Origin of the sequence: Haloarcula sp. CBA1115 (assembly GCF_000827835.1) — an archaeon.
Taxonomy (GTDB): Archaea; Halobacteriota; Halobacteria; order Halobacteriales; family Haloarculaceae; genus Haloarcula; species Haloarcula hispanica.
The window spans coordinates 564,285-589,273 of record NZ_CP010529.1 but is presented as its reverse complement, the minus strand read 5'-3'; the positions used below and the strand labels follow the sequence as shown (position 1 = coordinate 589,273).

The window sequence follows — 24,989 nt, the reverse complement described above, 5'->3', positions numbered from 1 at the left end:
AACAGCAGCACGATATGCACCCAAACCAGATTAATTTACCACGGCGATATCAGAATAGATAAGTGAATATCAAGTCCTAAGGCCTATTCTACCCGGTAATGGGAAAAATTATCAACTTAGATAATTTCGAGGGAGATCCGCCCGACGTTCTCACCGGCACCGGTTCGGGCGGACTCCTCTCGGCCGGATATCTCCACGATGGGCCAGCACTGGGAGCCGTCGACGACGACGAGACGGCGCAGTTCGCCCTCACCAGTCGCAAGCACGGCATCGAAATCGGCACGTCGGAGTCCGGTGAGACGGTGCGACCAGGAAGTAACTACCGGATGATCGGGATCGTGACTGACAAGCGGTTCCTGTTGCTGGTGGGCGACGACGACGGCGACACGCGGTTCGCCATCCCACACGTCGATATCGACCAGATTTCGGGTGACCGGTCGCTCGGACACGGCCGGATCACGTTTCGGCGATGTGGCGACACGGAGTGGCAGGTCCACTGTGGCAAGCAGGGACTCGTGGACCTGACGGCGTATCTCTCGCACGCGTCACAGGCGTGGGTCCGCGTCGAGAACATCCTGGACGAGGTCAAGCGGATCCTCGTGACTGCGACCGAACAGCGCGACCGAGGGGACCACGAGCAGGCACTGGAGTCGGTGCTGGAAGCCGGGGACCGACTCGACGCGGCCGGCGAGACGGCCACCGAATTCGGGCCGCCCGGAGACGCGAATGCGCTCGAAAGGCGTGTCGCGACGGTACGGGAGCGCCACGTCGCGACACTCGCGGAAGTCCGCCGCAGCCGTGCCCGAAGGGCGGTCGACACCGGTGAGAAGCACTGGCGGGGGAACGATTTCGAGGCGGCGTACGACGCCTACGAGGCGGCGCGGGCGGAGTACGACGAGATCTTTTCGCTCCCGACGGGGGGCGTCACCGACCTCCCGGACATCCGTGCCGAGCGGGACCGACTCGACACCGTCATCGAGGACCTCGAACAGTCGCCGTTGCGCACTGCGGTCGCGGCCGACAACGAGGCCGTCGCGGCGGAAGACCCCGCTGTCGCCGCCGATCACTGGGCCGAGGCGCTCGAAGCCTACCGAGACGTTCTCGAACTTGACTGGGGCGCGGACGAGCGGCGGTTCGCTGGCGACCCCGAGAAGGTCCGGGACCGACTGGGAACAGTCGCGGAGAACCTCGTCGCCGCGCGGCGGACGGTCGCGACGGACGCGATGGAGGCAGGGGACTGGTACGCCGACGCCAGCCAGCCCGACGCCGCGTTAAAGGAGTACAAGACGGCCCGGGCGGCGTTCGAAACCGCGCTGGCGGACGCCAGGGATTGTTATCCGGACGCCACCGACCACCTTGAAGCGGAACTGGATGCCGTTGAACAGCGACTCTCGCGGACGGAGGCCAGACTCGGTGGCGAACCCGTCGACGTGGACGACCGCTTCGACGAGACTGGGACAACGCCGGACCTGGACATCACGACCGCCGACGAACCCTCGCCGTCACTGACTGACACGACTGACCTCTCGGATATCGAGAGCGGTATCGACGGCACCGACCCGAAAATCGATCCGACGGGACACGGTGGGTCGTAGTCCTCGCTAGCCATCCGTTCTCGGCTCGCCGTCCGTTGTCTGCGACCGTCCACACCCTGGAGAAACTGTGTAGCGGTGGCGCTATCGCCACAGACTGGGGGTTTCTGATCAACACCATGTAATGACATAGCATAATTCAGCCGTGTCAGGACCTCTCCCGCCCGAGCCGACTATGGTCAGGAGAAAATTTATATCCTTCAGTAGAATATATACAATTATAATGGATTGTACCAACTGTGGCACGCGGATGTCATACAACGATCAGACGACAAAGCTCACCGAGTTCGTCTGTCCCAGTTGTCACGAAACCGTCATCGACTGGAAGGCCGAGGCCCGCAACGCCCGCGTTCACTGACCGGTTCCGCCCGCTTTCTCACCGATAGTCCGCTTTCAGCCACTGCTCTGGCTATTGACTGTCCTCGGTATCTCTTTCCACCGTCACTGACTGGGTGGGGCTACACTGGACGCCGCCGATAGGCCGCCAGACGCTCCGCTGGCCGCATCGACGACATAATCAACAAGAGCGTGCATATTCGTTCAGAAACGATTGCCGAATATTTTTATATTTCAGGAAGGGATACCGAGGCAATGGGAAATTCGCCACGCATCGGCTGTCTCTACGCCGACGCCTGTACGGACGAGCAGGCGGCGGCGTACGACTGGTGTCAGGAGGCAGTCGACGATGCCGAGCGGTGCGAGCTCTCGTCGGTCGAGCCGACCGAGTACGATGTCCTCTGGTGGCATCGGGACGAACTGTTCGACGAGCGAGCGCTGGCCGACGCGCCGGCCCTGGCCGCGTACGTTCGTGACGGCGGCTCGCTCCTGCTGACACTGAGCGCGCTCTCGGCCGTCGAACCGCTCGGGTTCGACGACGTCGCGCCCGACGCCGTCGGCTGGGAGGAGATTCCGGAGCCGACCGGACACCTCTGGCAGGCCCTGTACGCCGACCACCCAATCCACGCGGACTACGACACCCTTCGCGTCCACACCCGCGGGGCCGGCGTGACGATCCCCTACGCCAGATACGAGTCCATCGCACCCCAGTCCGGGGACGTGCTCGCGAGCACGGTCCGTGGCGATACCGACGTGGTCAAGCAGATGTCGATTCTTTCCTGGGAGCCCGGGGCCGGGCAGGTGCTGGGCATCGGGTCGTCCGTAGCGTTCGCCCAGCCGACCCACGACGTGTGCCGGGGCAACCGCGAGACGCTCATCGAGAACGCGCTGGGATTCCTGGCGACGGCCGACCGGCACCCGCTGACCGGCCGTCCGAAGGACGTCGACACGTTCGGGCAGTTGCGCGAGCGGCTCGGCGATGACCCGAGTCGCCCGTCTTACCACGTAACGCCGCCGGCGAACTGGCTCAACGACCCGAACGGGCTCATCCACTGGAACGGGCGCTACCACCTGTTCTACCAGTACAACCCGGCCGGGCCGTTCCACAACACGATTCACTGGGGCCACGCCGTCAGCGACGACCTCGTCCACTGGGAGGACCGCCCGGTCGCGCTTACGCCCTCGCCGGACGGCCCGGACCGGGACGGCTGCTGGTCCGGCTGTGCGGTCGACGACGGCGGCGTCCCGACCGTGCTGTACACGGGCGGCCGGGACAAACGCCAGCTTCCCTGCATCGCCACCGCAGCGGACGACGACCTCACGGCCTGGGACAAGGACCCGGACAACCCCATCATCGAGGAACTGCCGACGGAACCGGAGGTGCTCCGCACCGAGGACTGGGAGGGGGAGTTCCGGGACCACTGTGTCTGGCGCGAGGACGGAACCTGGTACCAGCTCATCGGAGCGGGCATCGAGGGAGGCGGCGGAGCGGCCCTGCTGTATGAGTCCTCCGACCTCCGGAACTGGGAGTACCAGGGCCCGATTCTCACCGGCGACCGCGACACCGCCGGGACCGTCTGGGAATGCCCGGAGCTGCTCGATTTCGGGGACCGACAGCTCCTCCACATCTCGAACTACGAGGACGTGGTGTACTTCCTTGGGACGTACGAGGACGGCGAGTTCGACGCCGACCGCCGCGACAAGCTCGACCACGGCGACTTCTACGCCCCGCAGTCGATGTGGACCGACGACGGCCGCATCCTGACTTGGGGGTGGCTCCCCGAGGCCCGTGACGTGAGCGGGCAGTGGAACGCCGGCTGGTCCGGCGCGATGTCGCTGCCCCGGGAGCTGTCCCTGGCCGACGACGGCGGCCTGTGCCAGCGGCCAGCCCCCGAACTCACCGAGCTACGGGGCGACAACACCAGTTACGACGTGGTGCGCCTCGACGCGGGCGACACCGAGCAGTTGCCGGTCGAGAGCCGGTCGTTCGAGCTCCGCGCAACCGTCCGGCTGGAGGACGCTGAAGCCGTCGAACTGTCTGTCCTCGAATCGCCGGACGGCGAGGAGCGGACGCCGATCCGGTACTCCTACGAGAGTGAAATCGCCGTGGACCGGTCGGCGTCGAGCACCGACCCCCAGGCGACTGGCGACACCCAGACGATGCGGGTCCGACCGTACGACGCGCCGCTGTCGCTGCGCGTCTTCGTCGACGGGAGCGTCGTCGAGGTGTTCGCCAACGAACGCCACTGCCTGACCAGCCGCGTGTATCCGACCCGCGATGATGCGACCGGCATCTCGCTGTCGGCCGACGGCGGTCGCGCCACTATCGCGTCGCTGGACGTCTGGGAACTGGACTCTGTCTGGTAACCAGCCCGACTGGGTTCCTGCAAAAAGACGGATTCCGCGCTCGTTACTTTGACTCGGTGCCAGTCTCGGTTCGGGTCCCGTAGCTCCCGGCCCTGGTCTCGTTACCCTTCCCGCGCCGGATCAGTTCCCTGTCCGTCAGCGGCAGCGTCTCGCCGTCCAGCGGGATGTGCCAGTGCCCGAGATTTCCGATGATACGCGTTCGGCTCCCCTCGACATCGAGCCGGAGCGTCGGGCCGAGCGAGCCGCCGAACCGGCGCATCTGATCGGATTCGGACAGATGGGCGATCTCGTCCAGCGTGTCGCCGTCGAAGTCGTAGTAGTTGAAGAAACTCTGGACCAGTACCTCGTCGTCGTGGGGAAACGCCATCCACGAGTAGGACTGGAACGGCGCGTTCTCGGGGTTCGTGGCGACGAGGCCGGACTCGTTCAGCGGGACGTAGTCACCGCGGAGATCCTCTGCGACGAAGCCGTACAGCGCGTCGAACCCCTCCAGTCCCGGCGCGAACGTGTGGAGGTGGCTGGAGATGAACAGGTAGTACAGGCCGTCTCGATACACGATATGGGGCCGTTCGAGTTCCTGGTTGACGCCGACGGCGTCCAGCAGCGGGTCTTCGAGGTCCCACTCCAGCGGGTCGCCCGTCGGCGAGCGGGCGACGCCCACGCTCCCGTTGAACTCCTGTAACGCGGCGTCGCCACCACAGACGTCGCTCCCCTCCGGAACCGGCGTGTTCGCTTCGAACAGGAGCCACGTCTCGCCCGTCTCGGGGTCCTCGAAGAACCACGGGTCGCGGAAGGTGTATATCATCCCGCTGGACTGGTCCTCCCGCTCGTAGCGGTCGCCGTCGGGGTGGAGCAGTTCGTGGTGGGTCCACGGACCGGAGAGCTCGAACCCGTCGGTCGTGTCGATGCTGCCGCCGCCCGCGCCGACGATGCGCTGCGTGTAGGTCAGGTCGTCGGCTCCCTCCTCGCCGGCTGCAGTATAAAATAGATAGACACTGCCGTCGTCGTCGTACAGCGCGGACCCGGCCCACTGGCGCTGGCCCAGTGCGTCCTCGAACACCGGGCCGGCGTTGTGCCAGTTGCGACCGTCATCGGAGTAGAAACAGCGGATGGTCGCCACGTCGTGGCGCTTGCCGGGCAACAGGTCGGACGGAGCCGTCAGCGAGAAACAGACCCGATAGCCGTCGACCGTCGCCAGCGTGCCGTCGCGCTTCCGGAGGAACCAGGTATCCCAGATGTGGACCTCCGGAATCTGTTCGGTCGCGGGCGGGTAGACGATTGGGGCAACGGTGTCGTCGGTCCGCTCGATCCGACTCGCCTGCTCGCGTGTCCACCCGGCGCGCCCCTTCGTTCCGGAACGACCCTCGCCGAGCGCCTCGTCTGTCATACCTCACGTTGTGCCGACCACGGCTATAAATGTTGTCAGGTAGGTACTACGGGTGTTGTATGAAGGTTTTTCAATACGTGTGTTGCCGGGCCAGAACTTGGAGGGAAAACAGACAGTTGGTAGCCTGGGGCCGAACAGCACGTTACTCGCTTGAGTCCTCGCTGCCGCTGACACCCTCTGGACCGGTGATATCGAGCGGCCGGACCCACTCGTGCCAGATGAAAACGACGCCGAGGCCGTACCCCAGCGCCCAGACGGCGCTCCCGATCCACGGGTAGCCGAGCGTGCTGAACCCCCAGTTCGCGAGTCCGGGGAGAATGATCGCAGCGAGAACCGTCAGCACCAGCACTGCTGTGTCCCGATTGTTCACGGTCGCAGCCCCCACGTTACTGTGCCGTTCATACCACAAATTAGGCTCGGACACTCCTGAGTCTGTCGGAACACCGACCCGTGACCGGGACGAGACTGACGCCGTAGCCGTCCCATTTTTATCATCGTATGCCCTACCCCGGATGTCGGGAATGTCTCAGAACCACACAGACCGGTCGTCTTCGGAAGACATCGAGTGGTGCTACGATGCTGTCCATCGTGTGTCGCGGACGTTTAGTCTCACAATTTCGGAACTCAACGAACCGATGGCCCGGGACATCTGTCTGGGCTATCTTCTCTGCCGCGTGGCTGACACGATCGAGGACGCCGGTCACCTCCCTCCAGCGGTACAGACCGAACTCCTGCAGACGTACAGCCGCTCGCTCGAACCGTCGAGCGGGACGACCGTGTCGTCGTTCCACGACGCCGTCGAGGAGTGGATTCCAACGACGACGAACGCCGACTGGGAGGTCGTCGAGAACGCGGGCCGCATCGTCGACGTGTTTCACACCCTCGACGACCACTCCACGCAGACGATTCGCGGGCCGGTCCGGGAACTCGTCGACGGGATGGCGATGTTCGTCGACCGCTACGCCGACGCCGGCGGACTTCGAATCAAGACACTCGACGAACTCGAAGAGTACTGCTGGTACGCCGCCGGCACCGTCGGCACGCTGGTGACCGGGCTGGTCTCCCACGAAGCCACAGACGAGCAGATCGCCCAGATGGAGGAAAACGCCCGCTCGTTTGCCCTCCTGCTCCAGCTCGTCAACGTCGCCAAGGACGCCGCGACGGACATGGAAGAGGAGAACAACGTCTACCTCCCGCTGGAACTGCTCCACGAGCAGGGGCTCGATCACAGCGACGTGAGCGACACCGACAACGTCGACTCGCTGGTCCCCGTCATCGAGCAGGTCACCGAGCGAGCGGAGGGGTACCTCGACGACGCGCAGGCGTGGCTCGAAGCCATGCCCGAAACCCGCGGTAACACGCTCTCCGCATGGGCGATTCCGTTCCTGCTTGCCGTCGGGACGATCCGTGAACTCCGCGAACGACCCGCCGACGTCATCGAGCAGGGCAACGTCAAAATTTCTCGCGAGGAGGTCCACTCCGTGACACAGCAGTTCGGCGGCGACGGCGACCCTTCAATCGGGGAGTTGCGGGCGAAAATCCGCCAGCAGCCGCTCCACCAGTACTGACGACCAGCAGAGACATTCCTCTTTTCCGGTCCCGTTTCCCATTCAAACGAGCGCCGCCTACTCCGGGCCGCGTTTGTCGTACTGCTGTACGATCTCGCGGAGCCACCAGAGCTTTAGCCCGCTCATCGCCAGCGTGGCGGCCGCGGCGCTGACCGGTCGGCGACGCCAGGCAGCGTACAGAGCGATGGTCGACGCCAGCGCGCCGCCGGTGTTACACACGTTCGGATAATCGAGGCCCATCGTTCCGTTATCCTGCTCCCTGAGCCACCACCGCTCTGCCAGCACGGCGCGGGTCATCCAAGCGTCCTCGGTGTCCGGCGGCGCGAACAGGATTGGGTTGATAGCTGTCCACAGCAGCGCCGCGGTCAAGAGTCGCCAGCGACGCTGATACACTGCGTACACAATGACAGCGCCGGTCGGAACGCGCGACCAGCCGCTCTTGGGGTTCGAGTGGCGGCTCCAGAACCAGTCCCGTACGCTGTTCGGTAGTGGTGCTGTCATATCTTCCTATCGACCGTGACAGAGGATAACACTGCTGCCGGGTGGTGTGGCCCAGAGCAGCGGCCCCGATCTGATTCTCCGGGGACAGAACACTCATGTCCGCCCTGTGTGAACGCCGTCTATGGCCACAGCGGCGTCGGGGCTCTCTGAGCCACAGGTACTCGCCCGGACGAAAGACCGGCTATTTGCGGACCGCGAGGACGCCTACGTCGTCGCGGACACACAGTTCGCACAGCAGCGCTGGCTGGACGAAACGCCTATCGAGGCGGCCGTGCAGGCGACGCTCGCACCGTTCAACCACGTCCGGGTCGGAACGGGCTATCCCGATCTCGTTGGCGTGCAGACGCTCTCGACGGACCTGCTGTCCGTCGACCGCCTCGGCGACCGACCGCCGCTGATTGCCGTCGAGGCGAAAGGGTACACCGGCGACGGTGCCGTCGACGCCGAGCGCGGGGTCGTCCAAGCCCACGACCGGCTCAACGAGGCGAACGTCGCCTTCCTGACCGCCCCGCGGAGCGGCATCTCCACCGCCGCGCGGACGATGGCCCGCGAGCTGAACGTTGGCGTGCTGGGCGTCGAATCCGATGGCTCGGTCTCAGTGCTGGAACGGCCCCGCGTGGTCGGCCACGGGTCGATGGACGCCGCCTCGGCGATCCGGTTCCAGGCCAGCGCCCAGGGCGTCGCCGACCAGAACTTCGGGCTCAACCATCCGAAGAACTACGTCGCAGTCCCGCTGGCCGTCTACCATGACGGCGACGCGCGGGACCTGCTTGCCAGCCACGTCGTCGGGGCCGTCGACGGCGCTATCGCTGGCGCGGAGTTCCTGAACCTGATCGCCGCCGGCCAGGGGTCGCTCACGTTGACGCCGCTGGGTCGGGAGGTTGTCCGGTTCGCGCTCCGGACAGTCGGCGACATCGACGCCGCACTCCGCCGGTTCGAGGACTGGCAGCGGTCCCGCAAGCGATTCATCGACATCGCGCCACAGTGGGGCCAGCTCGTCCGCCGTGTCGTCTCCGACTATCCGGCCACGGACCTCCTCGTCGACGGGCTCTACGCCTGCCACCGGGACGGCTACGGCTCCCCGTCGCTCGTCGAGTTCGTGGCGTACCTCCACGCGCTGCACCCCGAGTTCACTGTCGAACTGTTCCTCCGCGGCGACGAGACCGTCCGCCAGCGGGTGTTGACCGGCGACGGCGAACTCCGCCGCTCGGAGCTTACTGACGGTAGCGTCTACCACTCACCCACCGTCTTCCAACTGAAGGCGATTTTCTACCACGCCGGTATCGTGACCGACCGCGGTGCGGAGCCATCGAACCTCGACCCCGAGACGGACGAGTGGGCGCTGTGTGACCCGCTCGTGTAGCGGCGCTGCTCCGGTGGCTCCGGTATTTCTACCGACACATAATCCTGAAACGTGGGTAGCCCCTACAGTAACGTAATGTCCCAGACTCTGGAGCTCCCCAACGGCGACGTCGTCTCACCGGACGACGTGTTCTGTTACAACGACTACCCCTACCGGCTCGTCTGGCTGGAGAGCGACACCCACGAGTTCGCGCTTTCGCCGCTGTACTGGGGCGACAGCGGCATGGACATCCCGTTCCGCGACCGGGAGGCGCTCGTCGACCAGTGGGAAGTCGATTCACAGGGTCAGATGACGGCCGAAGAGTGGGCGGACTGGCTGGACGACGCGACGACGGACCCCCGCTACAGCGACGACGAGGTCACGTCACTCGCGGCCGAGCTACCGACGGAGTGGGACTCTGAAGACGGGAGCTCGGACTCCAGTGGCGGCCTCTTGGACCGCCTCGGATTGTGAGCACGCCCGTCGGACTCTGAAAGGTATTAATCCGTTCGTCCTGCAACCTCTGGCATGGAACCGATCTGGCTCGCCGCTGGCGGGGCCGCCCTCGCCGTGGGCCTCGCGCTGGCATTTGTGATCACTCGCCGCTCCGGAGAGAGTGCGTCGAAACGCGCCCACGAGGCCGCACAGGATCGAGAACCGCCGGTCGAACTCGGCGAGACCTACGAGTTCGGCGTCACCGAATTCAGCGACCACCACTCCGGCGACCCCGTCGCCGTCGGGAAAGTCGAGGGATTCGTCCTGTTCACCGAAGACGTGCCGTCGTCGGTGTCAGCCGGCGATGTGATTCGAGCGAAGGTGCTGTCGTTCAACCGGGGCCACACCTCCGCCGACGCTCGGTTCGTCGAACGCGCGTGAGCGAGGGGAGCGGTTACAGCCTCGAGGCGAGGCACGTCCCGCTCGACGACGGATCGCCAGTCCCGACGGAGGGAGAAACCGATATGTGCCTACCACGATAAAACAGGGCATGAGCGAATCGGACGGGCAGAGCACGCCACAGGACACCCGGGAGGTCATTATGGAGGCCACCTTTCGGGCGCTGAGCAAGCACGGCTACAAGGACTTGCGGGTCCGGGACATCGGCGAGGAGATGGACATGTCCCGGCAGGTGATTCACTATCATTTCGACGGCAAGTACGACCTCATCTCTTCGTTTCTGGAGTACATCATCGATCAGTACGAAGGAAGTGTCGAGGTTGACGACGAGACTGACCCCCGCACAGAGCTCGATGTGCGCATCGACCGGTGCCTGTTCGGCCCGGAGTTCGACGACTTCTCGCACTGGGACCGGATGAAGGTGTACCACGAGCTGTACGCCTACGCCCAAAACGACGACGAGCACCGGGCGCTGTTCAACGAGCACTACGACCGCCTTCGCGAAAGCATCGCCACGGTCATCGAAGACGGGGTTGAGCAGGGCACGTTTCGCGACGTCGACGCCGAACTGATGGGCCAGCTCGTCACGGACGTGATTCACGCGGCCCGCGGCCGGCGGATTGCGCTTGGCCACGAGGACGCACCCGACGAGGCCAAGCGGGCCGTCAACGACTTTATTCTCGACTCGCTGTACCCGCCGCAGTAGATTGGGCTGAAAAGGCAGCGTCAGAGGGGGCTAATACCGACGCTGAGCGCCCATGTTCCAGTTGCCGACGCCGCGACGACGAGCGCCCCGCCTGCAAGCGTCACGTTCTTCAGGAAACTGTTCAGTTCGTCCTGCCGGTCCTCGTCCGGCACGGCCCAGAAGTCGTGCATCGCAACCGCCGAGACGATGAGGAACACGGCGAGGGCGACCGCTGCGACGACTGGGAAGACACCCACGGTCACACCGAGCCCGCCAAGGATGAGGAGCCCACCGGACGCGAGGACGGAGAATCTCGGCGCCGGGAGGCCCTTGTACTCGGCGTAGCCGGCCATCTGTTCGGTCTGCGTAAAGTGGCTCAGGCCCGTAAAGGCGAGCACGCCGCCGAAGAGGACACGGCCGGCGACGAGCAACACGACGTTGAGTTCGGGTGCCATCACAAACTCACCACCGAGCCCACGCGGGCGTTTCCAGCAGTGTGATTCGGGATAGTAGCGGAATTCATTGTGGGAGTCGATTCTGGCTGCATCGTTAGAGTTCCGGCACGTCTGACGGCATATCGAAGTCGTGGTAGTACTCGCCTTTCTCTTTCGAGAGAATGTCGAGGACAGCGGCAGCACCGTCACCGGCCGCGATAACCGCCTGCCACTTCTCCGCTCGCCCCATTGCACCGGTCGCGTACACGTTCTCGACCGACGTTTCCATGTCGACGGTCACGTCGACGACATCCTCATCGGTGAACGCACAGCCGAGATCCTCGGCGAGGCTGCGGTCGCCACCAGTCGCGAGGACGACGTACGCCGCGGTGTACTCGTCGTCGGCTGTCGACAGGACGAACCCGTCGTCGGTCTGTTCGATATCGGTGACTTCCGTCTCGTGCAGCGTCGCGCCACGGTCGCGGGTCTGCCCGCGAGCGATGGTGAGGAACTCGTCGCCGCTGATGGATCGCACGCCGGGGTAGTTGAACAGGTGTGCCTTGTGCATCCACGACTCGTCCGTGTCGAAAGTGATCGTTTCGAGGTCGTTCTTCGCAGCGTACTGTGCCGCACTCAGTCCGGCGGGGCCGCCGCCGACAACTGCTACATCTGCCATGTCTCAAGCCAGGGGCCACCAATAAAAGAGTCTTACCATCTGGTAAAATTCGGCCGGAAGCTCACAGGTGGCTCTCAACCACGTAACGCTGCCCACTCAAAGAACGTACGGCCCGCGCTGTCGGATCGACTCGCCGTGCGGACGGCCCGAGACGGCGACGACACGGAGCGACTCATTGCCCCGGAGTGTCACTGACCGCGCGTCAGTGACCGGTAGAACATCACCGTCAGTGAACGAATGCCCCTCGACCGTCCCGCTACCGGCGACACCGTAGAGGAACCCGGACCACTCCGCCGGAACCGACCACGTCCACGCGTCGGTTACGGAAACGTCCAGATACTCCATCGGCGTATAGAGGCTGATCGGCGAGCCCTCGCCGACAACTGTCGTGACCGTCGCGCCGTCCTGTTCTTCCGTCGGAAGCATGTCGGCCGTCGCGTCGACGTAATCCGGGTCAGCGTCCTTCACCGCCTGCGGCAGATTTACCCAGAGCTGGAGTCCGGTACAGGCCTGCCCATCCGCGGGGAATTCGGAGTGACGTATCCCGCTTCCGGTTGTAATTCGCATCGCATCGTTCTCGTATGCAGTGTTTGCGACGCCGAGCGAGTCTTCGTGTTCCATCCCGCCTTCGATCATGTACGAGACGATTTCGAAGCCGCGGTGGGGATGCATCGGAAACCCCGTGTCAGGGTCGATATAGAACTGTTCAAACAGGACAAATGGGTCCAGATTGTACGGATAGCTGTCCGTCGGGAACGCACGGTTTGAATTCACGCCCGTTCCATGCCGGACCATCTCTCCAGGAATCGGTCCGTCAGTCGACGCCTGTGACTCGCTCTCGGTCATACCGCTCCTTGTTTACCGAGCGGTAAAAACTGTCGGGAGTGAACTGCAATCACCCGCTGGCCTTGGTTCGGTGACACTGCCGTCACCGGTATCGAATCCGCTCTCGCGGGTGGAACAAAGCCCTGCAGACGGGCAAACCCCTCTCTCCGTGTACTACTGGCCTCGATGGAAACTGCCGTAGCACAGCCTCATACAGTGGTATTCTGTCCTTCAAAAGTGTGAAGCGAGCGTATGGGTTGGGGCAGATTCTCACCGAAGCGAGACTCACTGCGTTCGTCTCGCAGGGTCCGAATCCGCCGGACCATTCTGCTCCTCACGCCTGTTCGTCACAAGAATGGGTTGGGGCGGATTCGGAACGCGCCGACTGGCCGACGATTCTCCGAGCGTTTCCACACGCATAAGCAGTGAGTCACCACCAATGTCACTGGAACCGCTCGCACCGGATACGGCAGTCGAACAGTACCTAAAATCAAGAGAACAAGACGCTACGGACAGCACCGTTCGGAATCATCGCTATCGCTTGCGTCAGTTCCTCCAATGGGCCGAGGAGACTGGCTTGGACAATATGAATGAGCTTACCGGACGGCTCGCAGAACGCTTCAAGAATTGGCGAATCAGCGAACGCGACATTAACAGCGTTACCCTTGAACAGCATCTACGGACGTTCCGCGTGTTCGTTCGTTGGTGTGAGAGTGTCGATGCTGTCGAACAGGGGACGGCAGACAAGATTATTGTTCCCCGTGTCTCACAGGGAGAGAAAGTCAGAGAGGAACACGTCGATAACGAACAGGCAGACGCAATCATAGACTATCTACACCGATTCGAGTATGCGTCCCGCTCGCAAGTCCTGTTCCATACGCTGTGGCACACGGGTTGTCGGCGCGGGGCACTACACGCGCTTGACTTGGACGACTGGCATCCACAAGACCGCTATCTGGCCTTTCGTCACCGCCCCGAGACTGATACGCCCCTCAAGCTAAAGGACGACGGAGAGCGACACGTCACAGTCTCGGATGACAGGCTGGCACAATCGCTTGACGACTATATCGCAGAGAACAGGCACGACGTGACGGACGAACACGGACGTAAGCCACTGTTCACAACCCGGAACGGACGTATCTCGGGGAACAGCATTCAGCAACACGTCTACAAGGTTACTCGGCCCTGTTTCTACGCCGGGGAGTGCCCACACAATCGGGAGATTGACGACTGCGAGGGAACGCAAGCAAGTGGATACTCAAGCTGTCCGTCAAGCCTCTCTCCACACCCTGTGCGACGGGGAGCTATCACCGCTCACCTGAACAACGACATTCCAAAGGAAATCGCTTCGGAGCGAATGAGCGTCAGTGTTGATACGCTCGAAGAGCATTACGACGCTCGCACAGCCGAAGAGAAGCGACAGAACAGGGCACAGTATCTTGATAATCTGTAGCTAAACCCTTTTCAGGGCGAACACACGCACCCCCTCCCTGATTATTTATTCGCTCGCAGACTGTTCCAACTCACATTCTCGTCTGATTCTCCGATACGCTCCGATTCGTAAGGTTCCTCCCCCAGAACCAGTAGACGAATGTGTCACCCGCTATCCGACAATGACCCTTCGAGCATATATAAGTCCACCACCGTACGGAGTGGCTTCCATCGGCTTGTTTTGTCTGCTCAGAAAATCTCTGTAATTTCACCCGGATTGCCCCCATATTGTCGAGATTTGAGCCAGTTAGAGCCTAATTTGGCTATAGAGCAATACAACCCCGACCTTTATGCCCTATGCCCCCAAAGCAGAAGCTATGTCGTCAGATAGTAACCGAACGACATTCGAATTCAACGGAGAAAAGTCCTTAGAACGCGCTCAAGACATTCTTGGCAGCTACAGTATTGATGGGACTGCTGAGAGAATCTATGTGGAAATAGACGAAATCCACGATAGCGAACCCAAAGAAACCACAAATAGCGGTTCTGAGAAATCAGATAGTTCCAAATCGGATGATAGAGAGTTACAAGGAATTAGAGGTGGAACCTCTCATTCAAAGGTATTGGCTGGTTTGAACAGCCTTTCAGACGATTGGCCGGTTGCAACCAAAGAAGTTCTAAAGACGGTTGACCTTCCAGAAGGTACTGTCTATGCTGCTATGTCCGATTTGTATAGCAGAAGGCTTGTTGATAGAAGTGACGAGAAAAACAGCAATAATAACTACGAATATGAAGTAAATCCTGCTGGTATTGATGAGCTTGAGCGTTTAGGACTGATTTAGCGGAAATATTCAACGACAGTTATTCAAGCTATTTTTAATCTATTTAAACCATAACCGTAATTACAAGCATTATGAGTCGGGGATTTCCCCGGCTCGCAGAACAGTCTGCTATCGTCCGACTGTTCATTCCATCAATCACAGGCTACCCCTGAGCCTGAGTCAATCAGGGGGTTGGACTCGCGCAACTCTTCGACGTGCTCCTCAAGCTCGCTCGAAGCTCTGCGACATAGTGTTTGCCCCCTGCCGGTGGGTTGTAACCGGCATTCGTCGTCCGATACGACAGGATTCGAGCGGTTCATCGCTCGCATACCTCAATTCCGTATCCCCCGGATTCGGTGGGTAGAAGGTTGCTACCTGCCGAACCGGATAGGGATATGGAGGTATCCCATAATGACTGAGTACCACCACATTGCATTGAAGCCTGAAACGTATCAGGCTCTTGTAGAATTTCAAGAACAGTATTTCGGTACTGACTCTGTACCGAACGGAGAAAGTGTAAGCGCACTACTTAGCGAATATCAGTAATAGTAATAACTATGACAAAGAAGAAAATCACAGTTGACAATCCCGAACAGTTGGCGGAAATTGTAGCATTGGCACGCAAAGCGTCTGACACCGACAATCCTGTTACATTGCTCGCAGAGGCTCTTGAGGCTCATATTGACGAGGTATCAGAGAACAACAGCCGTGTCTCAGAGGCTCAAGAACGTACCAGAGAGCGACTTGGGCTTGAAGACGGGGATACTTCGGTGGCAGAGACGAGTGAACACAGCCGCCCCACAGACACCGCAGACGACGACGTAGCAGCAAAGCAGGAAGAGCTACGCGAGAAACACTTTAACTAATTGAGGTATCACAATGGCACGTCGAGAGTCTATACAAGTTGACATTCCGATTGAGACATTCGAGAAACTACGCGATGAAATTCTTTCCGACATTGGGAAGCGAGAATTTACCCGACAACGTAGCAGTGACGGGACGTTTGCCAGCAATGGCCCCGTAGGTGAGCATATCCTACAGGTACTCATTGGTAATGAATCCAACCTGTCGGAGCGGTGGGCAGACGGGGCAGAGCTACAGCCGTCAGACGATGGAATGCTTGAGATTGTGCGGGACAGGGACGCAAACGGTAATTTCACGTCGCAGGAGGATTGAAATATGAAGCCACTTAACATTTCATTTGAGTATAACGGGAAGAGCTAACGTATTCCCACGAATACTTTACCAATGGGCTTCTAAACCCTAAAATTCGAGTCTATGAGTCTGAAAACTATCGCGCACACTGCGACGAACAGACAGGCTCTATTGTCGTGGTAGGCCCCGATAATGCGAAAACCCGTGTACGGCAGTCGAATGAACCCACCGAACCCGGCGAGCCTGTCCAGCTTGTCGAAGGTAGAAGGTAAGCAGTCTGATTTGTTTTACTTAATAAAGCTGATATAGTGGCAAAACTACAGTCTCAGGTATTCAGCCGTCACTTTTTTGATTTGGTTATTACCGGCTCAGATTGCCGCCAGAATAGTTTTTGCTTACATATGGTGGAAACCACTCGGAAAATATCTTAGCGGATTCTTGCCCCACTCACGGAGCTAAGAGAGCAAACTGTAGGCCAACCGTCCCCACTAATTGCGGAAGCCAACAGCTGCGCACAAGCTGGCAGGCTCTCAGGCTGTCGTGAGAGCATTGCTGATTACAACAGGATACTTTCCTTCCCCTACCCTCGAAGCCACTCACAAGCGACAGCAGACGGCTCATTGTGGAAGCGTGTAGGTTGTGGGAGTAGGGGTTACAGTCGGCAGAGAGTATGGTGGTTGTCGTGAGAGCTATGAGAGCTTGTTAAAGGGAGCTATCCTATGGGGGTTGAACACACTCCGCCCCACTAAAAGGCACAGCAACAGCAACAGCAGCAACCAGTATTGGGGGTAGATACGTTGTACTGTACATAGATAGCAGTATGTAGACACCACAGCAGACAATAAGGTACTTTGTAGAGTAACTTGGTAAAGTGAGCTTCCCAAAGCATATACTTTTTTGTGTTACTTTTTATGAGCTGGTGGTATTATCGGTTCATACAGTAAGAAATATGATACAGCCAATATCAAATTTATGATGTTTTGGCGGTGCTGTGTTTATCCCCCAAATTACTGAACGGTTTGACACGTCATATGTGGAAGTGTACAGGTGGATAGAGCGACACGAGATTGAAACTCGCTCCCCACAGGAAGGGCTACAAATTCGTCGTATTCGGGATGGCGATTCATTCCGAACGGGAAGCTCCGGCTCAGGTGACAGTGTTAGGCACGTCGAAGTGGAGCTTTCAGGACTAAGGCTTTCCTCGGAAAGGGGCGAGTGTGTTTATCCGCTTGGGCCTTAGCCCAAGCAAAGGATGGAAATTGATTAGTCGGCAGGTAGTAAGCCCACAAAATGGGATATTTCGATAATCTGAATCTTGATACGTGGTTTAAAGCTGTAACATATCTTGGCGGAATTATCGTGATTCTATCCTTGACTGTAGATTTACAAGTCGTTTCTAATGAGATAATGGCTGCAACTGGATTTGGTATGTTCCTGTACGGTGTCGGTCGTTGGAAAAATCAGAAGACACATACTCAGTTTGTGCCCGGAGGAAAACTTAGTTGGAAAGAACGTAACTCGGATATAATTGGACTATTGTTAGAAATATCTGGAATATTAATGGTTATCGGTGCGATTGGATATGTGTTTTTAGATTAACACTCCTCAACAATGAGATTTAATTCTCGTATGCGTCAATCGTCTCTCTGACTGCCAAGGAGATAGATTTGCTTGTAGATTCCACTTCGGGCAATGTTTCAAGATATTTTTCATTGAATGTTTCCATCACGTCGTGCGCAAGATTATCTGCATCCTTTTCTGTCGGTTGCAGGTTGTTGATTTTCATCGGAGTTCCTTGGTCGATAAACTGCACCTTCGATTCCTCTGGTTCATCCCCGGCGGGGATGATTTTCACTTTCACATCCCATTCGTTGTGCTGATAGACTCGACTGTCTTCTTTATTCCATTCCGTAGGTGCATTCCCAGCCATAACTTCGGTTTCCCATCCCTGACAGATATTTGTACTCCCATAGTGAGACAGTAATTAGCAAAAGGGGTGATTTTGGGTTGCACGTCAGATTTTGCTCTCTCGCTGGGTGGCCCCGAATGGGCCTGAGACAGATTCTCGCCCTTTAAAAAATCCGCTAACAGTCTCTCAGTTCGTTTCATCCAAACTTTTTTGCCCCTGCCTGAGTGTTGTCCAAGTGGAAACGCTCGCGTGAGTCGAATCGGAGACTTGGCCGAATGAGGGGGCGCTTGGACAGGGAGCCTATAAGCGTACCACTGCTGTCCTGTCCTTTCACTCCATCAAGAAGGCAAGTGGGTTGGGGCGGATTCGAACCGCCGACTTCCTCCGTGTGAAGGAGGTATCATAACCGAACTAGATCACCAACCCGATGCACTCGACTCTATTCGAGCGTATCCCTTAAGAATTGCTTTCCGACTACGCTTCCGGCTCTTCCTTCCCGCGGTACTCGCCGATCTTTTTGCGGGCGTCAGCGATCGCTTCCTCGGCTTCGCCTTCGGCTTTCCCCTGCAGTTCTTTCAGGTCAGCCTTGACGGCCTCCAGTCGGCTGGGTTCGGGCTCGGCTTCCTTCCCAGTAAGTTCTCGGAACCGTTCCTCGACCGGTTCGAGTTCTTCCTTGACGCCCTTGGTGGCGGTCTTGCCGGCGCGCTTCAGGTAGTATCGTGCGTCTTCGAAGTGCTTGTTCATATATGACCTTACGCGAAGGACGAATATATCTCTTGTGCCCGGAACACAGTGCCCAATCACGGCTGATCGAGGGACTGCGAGCGGCCACGATGGTAAACGTGTCCCGCGGGTACGAACTGTTTTGCGCCGGCACCTGCAACGGGGAGACATGTTCACACGGGTATCGATTCCCACGCCGTTTCAGGTCGGGCCAGTCAATGCATATATCGCGCGACGAACCATCGTCGATCCGGGACCCGACAGCGAGGAAGCGTGGTCGCGTCTGGCTGAGGCGCTTGAAGCACGCGAGCTGTCGCCGGATGACATCGAGCAGGTACTGGTCACACATCCGCATCCGGACCATTTCGGCATGGCAAACCGGTTCGCCGAGCGGGGGGCGCGTGTCCTCGCCAGCGAGCCGGCAGCCGATATCATGCGCGATTTCGCGGCGCAGCTACACACTGAACAGTCCTATTTCGCGGATTTCTTCGAGCGGTGTGGCGTCTCACGCGAGACTGCCGAGACGGTCACACAGCTACCGGAAGCGTTCCTGCCCTACGCCCAGAGCGTCGATACCGACCGCGCGCTCGCGGCTGGTGATATCGCTACCGTCGACGACACAGAACTCACGGTCGACACCGTACAGGGCCACTCCGCCGGCGAAATCATCTTCTCGTACGACTTTCAGGGTCGCCGTGAGGCGATCGTCGGCGACAACGTGCTGGGCGACATCACGCCCAACCCGTTCCTGCAGGTGCCCGACGAGAGCGGGACGCGCCCGCAGGTGCTGCCGGCGTTCAACGACTCGCTCCGGTGGCTCCGCGAGCAGGGCCACGACCGTTTTCTCACCGGCCACCGCGAGCCCGTTGCATCACCGCAGGAACGCATCGACGACATCCTCGCGGAACACGACCAGCGCACCGCGGAGGTCGCCGACATCGTCTCCGGCGGGGCGACGACACCCAGTGACGTGATGACGGCGCTGTTCGGGGACCTGCCCGCTACGGAGTACTTCGCTGGGATGAGCGAGGCTGTCGGCCACCTGGACGTACTCGAAGTCACCGACCGCGTCGAGAAGCGCGAGAGTGGCGGCGTGTTCGTCTACGAGTCGGCGTAAGCCTCGCTAACAAGCGTGTGAGAAAGAAAATAGCCAGGCGTCAGACTACAGCAACTGCGCTGCCTGGAACGCGATCTCGGAGACGCGGTTGAAGCCGGGCAGCAGGAGCACCGTCACGATGGCGGCGCCCACCACAGCGGTGTACAGCCCCATCGGGTACGACTCGATGGTCCGGCTGCCGGTCGGTTCCTCGATCCACATCGCCTTGACGACGCGAGAGTAGTAGAACAGGCTGAGCGCGCTGTTGATGATGAGCGCGGCGGCCAGCGACCACGCGCTGACGTTGAGCGTCGCCTGGAACAGGTAGAACTTCGAGAAGAACCCGCCGCCGATCGGCAGGCCGGCGAGGCTGAACAGGAACACCGTCATCGCCGCGCAGGCGACCGGCGCTTCCTTGCCGAGGCCGTTGTAGTCCTCGAAGCGGCGGCCGACGCCCCAGTACTCGGCTAGCGCGATGAACAGGAACGCTCCCGTGTTCATGAAGCCGTAGACGAGCAGGTGGGACATCCCCGCACTCATGCTGAGACTCAGTCCCTCACCGGAACCGGACACGGCGGCGAGTCCGATGAGGACGTAGCCGGCGTGGCCGACACTGGAGTAGGCCAGCATCCGCTTGACCGTCTCCTGGGTCGCGGCGGCGAAGTTCCCGATGAACATCGTCGCGATGGCGAGGATCTGGAACGCCATCACCCAGTTGATCGCGCCGCCGGCGGCGAGCAGGTCACCGATCGGGAAGGCGACGGCGAAGACGCGGAACGCCAGCACGAAGCCGGCGGCCTTCGACGCCGAGGAGAGGAACGCCGAGATCGGCGCTGGCGCGCCCTCGTACGCCTCGGGTGCCCAGAAGTGGAACGGCACGGAAGCCGTCTTGAACGCGACGCCGCCGATAATCATCAGGATACCGACGCCGAGGATAGCCATCGGGACGGCAGGCTCACCGGACTGGGCCTGAACCGACCCGTCGACGATGGTCTGGACCGTGCCACTGGAAATGGCCGTCGCGACGCCGTCGAATCGAAGGACGCCCGTCGCAGCGTACACAAGCGAGATACCGTAGGCGAGCACCGCCGAGGACACTGCGCCGATGAGGAAGTACTTCAATCCCGCCTCGACGCTGCCCTTGTTCTCCTTGAGGAAGGCGACGAGTGCGTAGGACGGCAGGGAGACAAGTTCGAGTGCGACGAAGGCCGTCGCCAGGCTGTTGGCCGCGCTCAGGAGGCTCATCCCGGTCGCGGACAGCAGGACCAGCGCGAAGAACTCGGCCTGGTAGCTGTGTTCGGCGACGTAGTCGTAGCTCGCGAGCACGACCAGCGTCGTGACGCTGCCGACGATGGCCATGAAAAACAGGGCCATCTGATCGACGACGAGCTGGTTGTTGAACAGTGCGACGCCAGTGCTATCGGCGATGCCGGTGCCGGCGGTGATAAACCAGCCGGCGAACCCGAAGGAAAGCAGGGAGCCGAGCACCGAGATGCCGGCCAGAAGCCCCGTGTTCGTCGTGTCCGGGTCGATCGAGTCCGCTAGCAGCAACACCAGAGAGGCGAGGCCCAGCGAAAGTGCCGGGGCGAGCGCCATCCAGTCAGGGAGTGCGACCATCTATGCACCACCTCCGATTTCGAGAACCGGTGAAATCGAGTCCTGTATCATGGCAAAGGAGAGGTCCGGTGCGACACCGAGTGCGATGACCAGCAGGAGCAACACGGCCAGCGGCGCGACGTCGTGGAACGCGGCCGGGCTGACCTCGTAGTCCGTCTCCAGACTGAAGGCCCCGAACAGCGTGCGCTGCATGGCCCACAGCAGGTAGCCGGCCACGATGACGATGCCGAACATCGCCAGCGAGGTTAACACCGGTGCAGCCCCGCCGAGTGTCGGCGCGTTGAACGAACCCTGGAAGATGAAGTACTCCCCGGCGAAGCCGGCCATCAGCGGCAGGCCCATGTAGCCGAAGGCGGCGGCGACGAAGATGCCAACCGTCCAGGGCATGCGGTCCGCGAGGCCGGACATGTCGCCGACCATGCGCGTGTGCGTCGTGTTGTAGATAACGCCGACACACATGAACATCAGCCCCGAGATGAGGCCGTGGGCGATCATCTGGAAGGTCGCCCCGCCCATGCCGTAGGGCGTGAACGCGACCAGGCCCAGGATGACGTAGCCCATCGACGAAATCGAGGAGTAGGCGACGATGCGTTTGAGGTCACGCTGTGCCAGCGCGAGCATCGCGCCGTAGATGACGCTGACAACGCCGATGATAGCCAGCGGAACGGCGAGCTGGCGCGCCGTGTCAGCGAGCATCGTGAAGTTGAACCGCAGCAGCGCGTAGGTCCCCATCTTCAGCAGGACACCGGCCAGCATGACCGACACCGGCGTCGGGGCCTCGACGTGTGCGTCGGGCAGCCATGTGTGCAGCGGGAAGACGGGCACCTTCACCGCGAACCCGAAGAACATCAGGATAAACGAGATGGTCATCAGGTTCACGCCGGCGATGGTCGGCAGCCCGCTCGCGGTGCGGAACGCCTCGGCCATCGCGGGCAGGGACAGCGACGTGAGGTCGGTGCTGAACACGAGCGCGAACAGCCCCGCGAACATGATCAGCGACGCCACGTTCGTGTAGACGAAGAACTTGATCGCGGCGTACTTCCGGCGCGGGCCGCCCCAGACACCGATGAGCAGGTACATCGGGATGAGGACGCCCTCCCAGAAGACGAACCAGAGGAAGAAATCGAGCGCGGAGAACACGCCGATGAGGCTCACTTCCATGAACAGCATCAGCCCGTAGAACTGGGACTGGCGCTCGTCGATGGGCGTCCACGCGGACACGATGGCGAGCGTCGTCAGCACCGTCGTCAGCGCGAGCAGCGGCATGCTGATGCCGTCGAGGCCGACGTAGTACGACACTTCCAGCTCACCCAGCGTGATCCACGGGATCTGCTGGCCGAACGCGATGTCGGCGGGCGACAGCAGTGCGTTGCCCGTCCCGCCGTACTGCGTGAGGTACACCCAATACATGTAGATGCTGCCAAGCGCCGGCACCGCACTGACGGCCGCGGCGAGCTTTCCGGCGTACCGGTCAGGCGAGAGGAACACGAGGCCGGTTCCCAGCAGGGTCACGAGCAGCAGTGCAGCGACCCACATCTAGAACCACCCTCCCATGATGCCGAAGGCAGCAAGCAAGAGCACGAGTCCAAGCGTCAGCAGCGTCGCGTAGTTGCTGACGACGCCGGACTGGATGCGTCGGATGCGGCTGCCGCCGAACAGGCTCACGCTGGAGATGCCGTTGACGACGCCGTCGACGACACCCTGGTCAAACTTGTTCATCACACGGGCGAGCGGGTAGGTGACACCCGTCGCGAGCCACACCTGATATTCGTCCTGGTAGTAGTTGTGCATGAGTAGCGTCTTCAGACCGCCAAGCTTGTCCGTATGCTCGACCGGGTCGGCACCGGCATAGAGGCTCCGAGCGACGAACACACCGGCGAGTGCCAGCCCGAGCGAGACGCCTGCAGAAGCGAGCAGTGTCGGCGTCTCTCCAAGCGGGTAGCCCTTCACAACGTGTGAAACATCGTGCAGGAGACCCTCGTAGTGGTGCAGTCCAGTGTTGAGCGCCGCAGGCCAGCCACCGTTCTCCGGCCCGGTCAGCCACTTGTGGAGGAAGTCGATGTGGGCACCGGTGAGCTTCGCGACCGGAGCCATGTTGATAAACCCGATCGTCGTCGCGAGAATCCCAAGCACCGTCAGCGGGCCCTTGACATTCCAGCGGACGGGCTCGGGGTCACGCGCGGTGTCCGAGCGGGCGTCACCGTGGAAGGTCAGGTACACCATCCGGAAGGTGTAGAAGCCGGTGAAGAACACGGCCAGCAGCCCCATCGCGTACGCGACGAGGTAGGCCGTTCCGAGACCACCCTCAGTGCCGAAGCCGTGGATAAGCGCCTCGTACAGCACCTCGTCTTTGGACCAGAAGCCGGCGAAGGGAACGATACCAGCGAGCGCGAGCGAGCCGGCAAGGAACGTCCAGTAGGTCACCGGCATCCGGTCTTTCAGGCCGCCCATGTCCCACATATTCTCGTTGTGGTGCATGGCAATGATGACCGACCCCGCGCCGAGGAACAGGAGCGCCTTGAACACGGCGTGGGTCGTCAGGTGGAAGACGGCAGCGATGTAGCCACCCGAGCCCAGCGCGAGCATCATGTACCCGTACTGGGAAATGGTGGAGTACGCGAGTACCTGCTTGATCTCCTGTTTGACCAGACCCATCGTCGCCGCGAACAACGCGGTGAAGCCGCCGATAAGGGCGATGACGGCCAGTGCCGTCGGCGAAAGCGCGTAGAAGCCGTACATACGCGCGACGAGGTACACACCAGCTGCGACCATCGTCGCTGCGTGAATCAGGGCCGAGACCGGCGTCGGACCTTCCATGGCGTCGGGCAGCCACGTGTGCAGCGGGAACTGCGCGGACTTGCCGACGACGCCGCCCAGCACGAGCAGGCCGAGCACGGTGAACCATTGCTGTGGCTCCATGCCGACTGTCTCAAGCATCGCGATGCCTTCGGTCTCGCCGTCGACGATGGCGTGTTCGGCAAGCATCGGGAAGCTCTCGGCGACCACTTCGCCGCCCTGCGTAATGGGGGCGAAGAGACCGGTCCCGAAGGTGGCGAAGATGCCGACGACGCCGATGAGGAAGAAGTAGTCACCGAAACGGGTGACCAGGAACGCCTTCTTCGCGGCGCTCGGCGGGCCGTCGTCACGGAACCAGAAGCCGATGAGCAGGTACGAACACAGGCCCACCAGCTCGAAGAACATGAACGCCATCAGGAGGTTGTTGGCGACGACGAACCCGAGCATGCTCGCCGTAAACAGGCCGAGCCCGGCGTAATAGCGCGGGAGACCGGTCTCGCCCTCGTCGTTCATATACCCGAGCGAGAAGATGTGGACGAGGAACGAGATGAGACAGACGATAAGCAGCATGAGCGCCGACAGCGGGTCCAGCAGGAGTCCGAAGTTAAGCTGGAGCGACTCGACGCTCGTGGTCCACTGGTACAGTATCTCATTGTGAACCTCACCGCCGGCCACTGTCAGCGCGACCCAGATCGATAGCAGAAGCGATCCACCCGTCGCAGTGATGCCCGCGAGCGCGCCGCCTTTCGGCATGCGGTCGCCGGCAAACAGCGCGACGAGGAACGATACGAACGGCAGCAGGACAATCGCCGGAGCGTATGTGAATGCAGCCAT

The 24,989-nt window shown here is 60.9% G+C and carries 24 protein-coding genes and 1 tRNA gene; 13 read left to right on the top strand and 12 right to left on the bottom strand.

The features are described 5' to 3' along the window. Window positions 1-98 precede the first annotated feature (98 nt). The 3 genes from SG26_RS02760 to SG26_RS02755 all read left to right on the top strand — a co-directional run bounded on the left by SG26_RS02760 (window position 99) and on the right by SG26_RS02755 (window position 4,295). Window positions 99-1,595, top strand: coding sequence for a hypothetical protein (locus tag SG26_RS02760; protein WP_050036779.1), 1,497 nt, complete (start codon window positions 99-101; stop codon window positions 1,593-1,595). A gap of 220 nt (window positions 1,596-1,815) precedes the next feature. Then, window positions 1,816-1,950 (top strand): hypothetical protein, encoded by a 135-nt coding sequence (locus tag SG26_RS21855; protein WP_023843340.1) that lies wholly within the window; start codon window positions 1,816-1,818, stop codon window positions 1,948-1,950. 233 nt (window positions 1,951-2,183) lie between these two features. Next, window positions 2,184-4,295 carry a GH32 C-terminal domain-containing protein gene (locus SG26_RS02755; protein ID WP_050036778.1) on the top strand — a complete coding sequence of 704 codons (2,112 nt, stop codon included), beginning with the start codon at window positions 2,184-2,186 and terminating at the stop codon, window positions 4,293-4,295. 43 nt (window positions 4,296-4,338) lie between these two features. Here the strand turns inward: SG26_RS02755 and SG26_RS02750 are convergent, their stop codons facing one another. Both SG26_RS02750 and SG26_RS02745 read right to left on the bottom strand, forming a co-directional pair. After that, the gene (locus SG26_RS02750) at window positions 4,339-5,682 is read right to left on the bottom strand and encodes a glycoside hydrolase family 68 protein (protein WP_050036777.1); all 1,344 of its coding nucleotides are present in this window, start codon (window positions 5,680-5,682) and stop codon (window positions 4,339-4,341) included. A gap of 142 nt (window positions 5,683-5,824) precedes the next feature. Continuing rightward, window positions 5,825-6,067: a hypothetical protein gene (locus SG26_RS02745; protein ID WP_014040801.1), complete on the bottom strand. Its 243-nt coding sequence runs from the start codon at window positions 6,065-6,067 to the stop codon at window positions 5,825-5,827. Window positions 6,068-6,203: 136 nt separating this feature from the next. Here SG26_RS02745 and SG26_RS02740 point away from each other — a divergent pair, with 136 nt between their 5' ends. Next, window positions 6,204-7,250, top strand: coding sequence for a phytoene/squalene synthase family protein (locus tag SG26_RS02740; RefSeq protein WP_050038237.1), 1,047 nt, complete (start codon window positions 6,204-6,206; stop codon window positions 7,248-7,250). Window positions 7,251-7,307: 57 nt separating this feature from the next. Here SG26_RS02740 and SG26_RS02735 read toward each other — a convergent pair whose 3' ends face one another. After that, window positions 7,308-7,751, bottom strand: a complete 444-nt coding sequence (locus tag SG26_RS02735) for a DUF6653 family protein (protein ID WP_050007157.1) — start codon at window positions 7,749-7,751, stop codon at window positions 7,308-7,310. Between the two features lie 121 nt (window positions 7,752-7,872). Here SG26_RS02735 and SG26_RS02730 point away from each other — a divergent pair, with 121 nt between their 5' ends. The 4 genes from SG26_RS02730 to SG26_RS02715 all read left to right on the top strand — a co-directional run bounded on the left by SG26_RS02730 (window position 7,873) and on the right by SG26_RS02715 (window position 10,693). Next, a complete protein-coding gene (locus SG26_RS02730; RefSeq protein ID WP_050036776.1) occupies window positions 7,873-9,114 on the top strand; it encodes a hypothetical protein in 1,242 nt (413 codons plus the stop codon). Window positions 9,115-9,189: 75 nt separating this feature from the next. Continuing rightward, window positions 9,190-9,567: a hypothetical protein gene (locus tag SG26_RS02725; protein WP_050036775.1), complete on the top strand. Its 378-nt coding sequence runs from the start codon at window positions 9,190-9,192 to the stop codon at window positions 9,565-9,567. A 54-nt stretch (window positions 9,568-9,621) separates the two neighbouring features. Then, window positions 9,622-9,969, top strand: coding sequence for a TRAM domain-containing protein (locus tag SG26_RS02720; RefSeq protein WP_050036774.1), 348 nt, complete (start codon window positions 9,622-9,624; stop codon window positions 9,967-9,969). A gap of 109 nt (window positions 9,970-10,078) precedes the next feature. Further along, entirely contained in the window at window positions 10,079-10,693 is a 615-nt protein-coding gene (locus SG26_RS02715) for a TetR/AcrR family transcriptional regulator (protein WP_050036773.1), read from the top strand. 20 nt (window positions 10,694-10,713) lie between these two features. Here SG26_RS02715 and SG26_RS02710 read toward each other — a convergent pair whose 3' ends face one another. From SG26_RS02710 to SG26_RS02700, 3 genes are all read right to left on the bottom strand, one after another. After that, window positions 10,714-11,127 (bottom strand): DoxX family membrane protein, encoded by a 414-nt coding sequence (locus SG26_RS02710; RefSeq protein ID WP_007190793.1) that lies wholly within the window; start codon window positions 11,125-11,127, stop codon window positions 10,714-10,716. A 94-nt stretch (window positions 11,128-11,221) separates the two neighbouring features. After that, window positions 11,222-11,782 carry an NAD(P)/FAD-dependent oxidoreductase gene (locus SG26_RS02705; protein WP_050036772.1) on the bottom strand — a complete coding sequence of 187 codons (561 nt, stop codon included), beginning with the start codon at window positions 11,780-11,782 and terminating at the stop codon, window positions 11,222-11,224. A gap of 96 nt (window positions 11,783-11,878) precedes the next feature. Then, window positions 11,879-12,628: a pirin family protein gene (locus tag SG26_RS02700; RefSeq protein ID WP_050036771.1), complete on the bottom strand. Its 750-nt coding sequence runs from the start codon at window positions 12,626-12,628 to the stop codon at window positions 11,879-11,881. Between the two features lie 334 nt (window positions 12,629-12,962). Between SG26_RS02700 and SG26_RS02695 the strand changes: the two genes are divergently transcribed. From SG26_RS02695 to SG26_RS21065, 4 genes are all read left to right on the top strand, one after another. After that, a complete protein-coding gene (locus SG26_RS02695; protein ID WP_079980794.1) occupies window positions 12,963-14,060 on the top strand; it encodes a site-specific integrase in 1,098 nt (365 codons plus the stop codon). 355 nt (window positions 14,061-14,415) lie between these two features. After that, window positions 14,416-14,880: a hypothetical protein gene (locus SG26_RS21070; protein WP_154020786.1), complete on the top strand. Its 465-nt coding sequence runs from the start codon at window positions 14,416-14,418 to the stop codon at window positions 14,878-14,880. 536 nt (window positions 14,881-15,416) lie between these two features. Next, window positions 15,417-15,725 (top strand): hypothetical protein, encoded by a 309-nt coding sequence (locus SG26_RS02690; RefSeq protein ID WP_050036770.1) that lies wholly within the window; start codon window positions 15,417-15,419, stop codon window positions 15,723-15,725. 1,579 nt (window positions 15,726-17,304) lie between these two features. Next, a complete protein-coding gene (locus SG26_RS21065; RefSeq protein ID WP_154020785.1) occupies window positions 17,305-17,613 on the top strand; it encodes a hypothetical protein in 309 nt (102 codons plus the stop codon). Between the two features lie 19 nt (window positions 17,614-17,632). Here the strand turns inward: SG26_RS21065 and SG26_RS02680 are convergent, their stop codons facing one another. The 3 genes from SG26_RS02680 to SG26_RS02670 all read right to left on the bottom strand — a co-directional run bounded on the left by SG26_RS02680 (window position 17,633) and on the right by SG26_RS02670 (window position 18,667). Then, the gene (locus SG26_RS02680; RefSeq protein WP_050036768.1) at window positions 17,633-17,944 is read right to left on the bottom strand and encodes a hypothetical protein; all 312 of its coding nucleotides are present in this window, start codon (window positions 17,942-17,944) and stop codon (window positions 17,633-17,635) included. A gap of 330 nt (window positions 17,945-18,274) precedes the next feature. Then, window positions 18,275-18,349: transfer RNA gene (locus tag SG26_RS02675), tRNA-Val, on the bottom strand. A 48-nt stretch (window positions 18,350-18,397) separates the two neighbouring features. Next, the gene (locus tag SG26_RS02670; protein WP_008313024.1) at window positions 18,398-18,667 is read right to left on the bottom strand and encodes a hypothetical protein; all 270 of its coding nucleotides are present in this window, start codon (window positions 18,665-18,667) and stop codon (window positions 18,398-18,400) included. Between the two features lie 148 nt (window positions 18,668-18,815). Here SG26_RS02670 and SG26_RS02665 point away from each other — a divergent pair, with 148 nt between their 5' ends. Further along, a complete protein-coding gene (locus SG26_RS02665) occupies window positions 18,816-19,763 on the top strand; it encodes an MBL fold metallo-hydrolase (protein ID WP_050036767.1) in 948 nt (315 codons plus the stop codon). 45 nt (window positions 19,764-19,808) lie between these two features. Here SG26_RS02665 and SG26_RS02660 read toward each other — a convergent pair whose 3' ends face one another. Genes SG26_RS02660 through nuoL form a run of 3 tightly spaced genes read right to left on the bottom strand, consistent with a single transcriptional unit; the run spans window position 19,809 to window position 24,989 of the window. Next, entirely contained in the window at window positions 19,809-21,359 is a 1,551-nt protein-coding gene (locus SG26_RS02660; protein WP_014040791.1) for an NADH-quinone oxidoreductase subunit N, read from the bottom strand. Next, on the bottom strand, window positions 21,360-22,895 hold the full coding sequence (locus SG26_RS02655) for a NuoM family protein (protein ID WP_014040790.1): 1,536 nt from the start codon (window positions 22,893-22,895) through the stop codon (window positions 21,360-21,362). Next, a complete protein-coding gene (gene nuoL, locus SG26_RS02650) occupies window positions 22,896-24,989 on the bottom strand; it encodes an NADH-quinone oxidoreductase subunit L (RefSeq protein ID WP_050036766.1) in 2,094 nt (697 codons plus the stop codon).